The organism is Weissella sp. DD23 (assembly GCF_001579105.1).
In the GTDB taxonomy this organism is placed as follows: Bacteria; Bacillota; Bacilli; order Lactobacillales; family Lactobacillaceae; genus Weissella; species Weissella cibaria.
This window is the reverse complement of sequence record NZ_KQ970391.1, coordinates 357,627-360,741: the sequence shown is the minus strand read 5'-3', so window position 1 is coordinate 360,741 and position 3,115 is coordinate 357,627. Positions and strand designations below refer to the sequence as shown.

General features: G+C 44.0%; 3 protein-coding genes. All 3 read right to left on the bottom strand.

Going from position 1 to position 3,115, the window contains the following annotated elements; all coding sequences use genetic code 11:
• The coding region (locus WEIDD23_RS13475; protein WP_197458803.1) for a helix-turn-helix domain-containing protein at positions 1-478 on the bottom strand (478 nt) is incomplete at its 3' end.
• A gap of 191 nt (positions 479-669) precedes the next feature.
• The gene (locus tag WEIDD23_RS04220; RefSeq protein WP_010373549.1) at positions 670-1,122 is read right to left on the bottom strand and encodes a flavodoxin domain-containing protein; all 453 of its coding nucleotides are present in this window, start codon (positions 1,120-1,122) and stop codon (positions 670-672) included.
• A 77-nt stretch (positions 1,123-1,199) separates the two neighbouring features.
• Positions 1,200-3,115 (bottom strand): DNA mismatch repair endonuclease MutL (gene mutL, locus WEIDD23_RS04215; protein ID WP_062358781.1); only part of this gene is annotated, 1,916 nt, incomplete at its 5' end.

The window sequence follows — 3,115 nt, the reverse complement described above, 5'->3', positions numbered from 1 at the left end:
GTGCCACGTTTAACTGTGGCATTAAAATGCGAAAAACTTGCAAATCAAAAATTGTAAAAAAACGTTGCCGTTTCAGTTCTTTATATAATTCATCAACATAATCTGAAATATCTTCGCCAGCTTTACGCCCCGCTAATAATTCATACACTGTCGACGCAATATAATGCGCCTTCATTTGCGTTTGCATATAACGGTGCGCGAACACGCTAGCACGTTCGCGCAATTCAGGCAGTGACAATTGCCAATAGTCACCAAATTCATTGAAAATCAAACTATCACGCTCATCAGATTCGGCTACCAATTCCGATAACGAAACCGTCAAGATTTCAATTATTTTTTGTAAATCTCCGATACTAACGGACCCCTCGCCTGATACGAACCGGTAGTATTTATTTTTTGAGATACCGTTTCGCACAAACCTTTCAATGGGAATGTGTTTGGTCTGACGGATCTCATTTATGCGTTCGCGTAATAACATATAGTAGACCACACTTTCTCTTTCTCTATCTTATCCACTTCTTAATAGTATAGGACATTGTTTCCGTTTTGTCAGAGCTTTTGTTATCGTAAAGTCCGATGCCGGTTACATACAATTCACATAGCTCAGCAAATAATAGCATGAAAAAAAAGACAGAAAGCCGATTGGTTTTCTGTCTTTTTGAGAAGTTATTATGCATTTACCTTAGCAATCAAAGCCTTCGTGAATGCTTGTAGTTCTTCAGTTGCTTCAACGTCGGGGCTCAAGTTAACCTTCACACCGTCTGCACCCTTGGTAGCACCTGACTTTTCGAATTGGGCCTCGAACTTGTCGATAGCAACTGCAAAGTCCTTACCGTAGAAGTCATCCCCTGAACCTGAGACACCATAAACGATACCTGATAGGTCAGTATCTTCCAAATCTTCAAAGAAGTCCAAAGACTCGTCAGGAACCGTTCCCTTATCAAACGTGTATGGTACAACCACAACGATATCAGTTTCATCAGCTGAGATGTCGTGAGGGTCAACCATTTGGATATCTTCCTTAGTGACTTCAACACCTTCTGCCTCAAATGTATCAATAATTACATCTGCGACGTCTTCGTTGTTCCCAGTGATAGTTGCGTAAAATACACGTGCCTTCATGATAAATTACCTCTGTTAAAGTTTTTAATTTCTTAATTGATGTGTTTAGTTTATAGCTAAATTAGGCCACTTTCAAATTAAAAGGGGTGATTATCATACTCAATCCAAGGTTCGTGTGAATCTTGGATACGCTTGAACATCTTTTGCATGTCCAACGTTGAGAATGTCACCAAGACAGGCCGACCGTGTGGGCAATTATAAGGGTTCTCTGAGTGTGATAATTGATCAAGCAACCCCTTAGCTTCAAAATCATTCATTGACCAGTTAGCTTTGATTGAGCGCTTGCATGCCATCATAATTGCCGTTCGCTCCCGGAATTGCGCAACCGTTAAGCTACCATCGCGTAGAATCCAGTCAACCATTTCACGAATCGTATCTTCTTCTTGTCCCTTTTCAAACCAGCCAGGATGCTCGCGCACAATGACCGCATCATCCCCGAATGGTTCCAAATGTAGGCCAACTTGGGCTAACTCGACTTCATGTGACTGAATCTTCAAAATATCAATTTTTGGATAATTCAGCACGATCGGCACGAGTAACTTTTGCATTTCCAAGCCGACCTTACCGATTTCTTCACGGTAATACTCATACTTAACACGTTCCTGAGCCGCGTGCTGGTCAATGAGGTACAGCCCTTCTTCAGATTGCGCAAACAAGAACGTCCCGTGCATTTGGCCAATATAGTCTAACTTTGGGAATGTTTGTCCATGCTCATCAACTGCTTGAATACTGTCATCTGTCAAATCAAGTGACTTTTGCTCAGCCACCATCGCTGTCCCACCTTCGTCGAAGGGGTTAATGTCCGCACCATCTTGATACTTAGTCGCAAACTCACTCACGGCTGTTCCTTGCAGTTCCTCTGCATGATGAACGACCACAGGGGTCACATCAGACACAGAGAAGTTGTCAGCCAACTTTTCATAGTCAGCTGGCGTCATTGGCACTGGATGATCCGGTGTCGACTCCGGCGCGTACGAACTAACGTATGGCTGTGACGCATCGTTCAGCTGGGCAATAAAGGCGGCATCATTTTCAGCTGCATTTTGTTCTTCACCCAAATAATTCTCATAGGCATTCGGAATCAAATTCTCGTTAGCAAACCGCTCCTTCACAGCTTGTTCAATCAACGCCATCAACTGGCTTTCTTTCGACAAGCGGACCTCATGCTTTTGCGGGTGTACGTTCACATCAACCAGCAATGGATCCATTGTTATTTGTAACACCGCAATGGGGAAGCGACCAACCATTAGCTTAGAACCATAGCCTTTAATCAGGGCTTTGGTGAGATTGTAATTTTTAATATAGCGCCCATTAATCAGCACCGAAATGTATGAACGACTTGCACGCGTTAATTCTGGCAATGAGATGTAACCCGACACCTCAAAGTCGTTATCTTCAGCTTGGATAGCCTGCATCTTACGCGCTTGTTGGACACCGTAAATGGCCGCAATAACTTGTTGCAAGTTACCATTACCTGCTGTTCGCATCACCTCATTACCATTGTGCGACAACCGGAAGCCAATCTCTGGATAACTCAGTGCCAATCGATTGATAACGTCCACAATCTGGGCCAACTCGGTCGACTGTGACTTCAAATACTTCAAGCGGGCTGGCGTGTTGAAGAAAATATCTGACACCGTAATGTCCGTTCCCTTACGTGCACCGGTCCCGATTTCCTCGAGTAATTCGCCACCCTTGTAGTGAACCCGCTTACCTTGTTCCGCTCCGGCTGTGGCTGTTTCCAACACAACATCCGCAACTGACGCAATTGATGGTAGCGCTTCACCACGGAACCCAAGTGAATGCACGCGGAACAAATCATTACGCGATGTAATCTTTGATGTTGCGTGACGCAGAAAGGCCTTCGTCACCTGGTCAGCATCGATGCCATCGCCATCATCGATAATGCGAATTGATTTTACCCCTGCTTCTTCCACCAAAATATCAATTTGCTGGGAATTAGCATCAATCGCATTTTCAACCAACTCTTTAA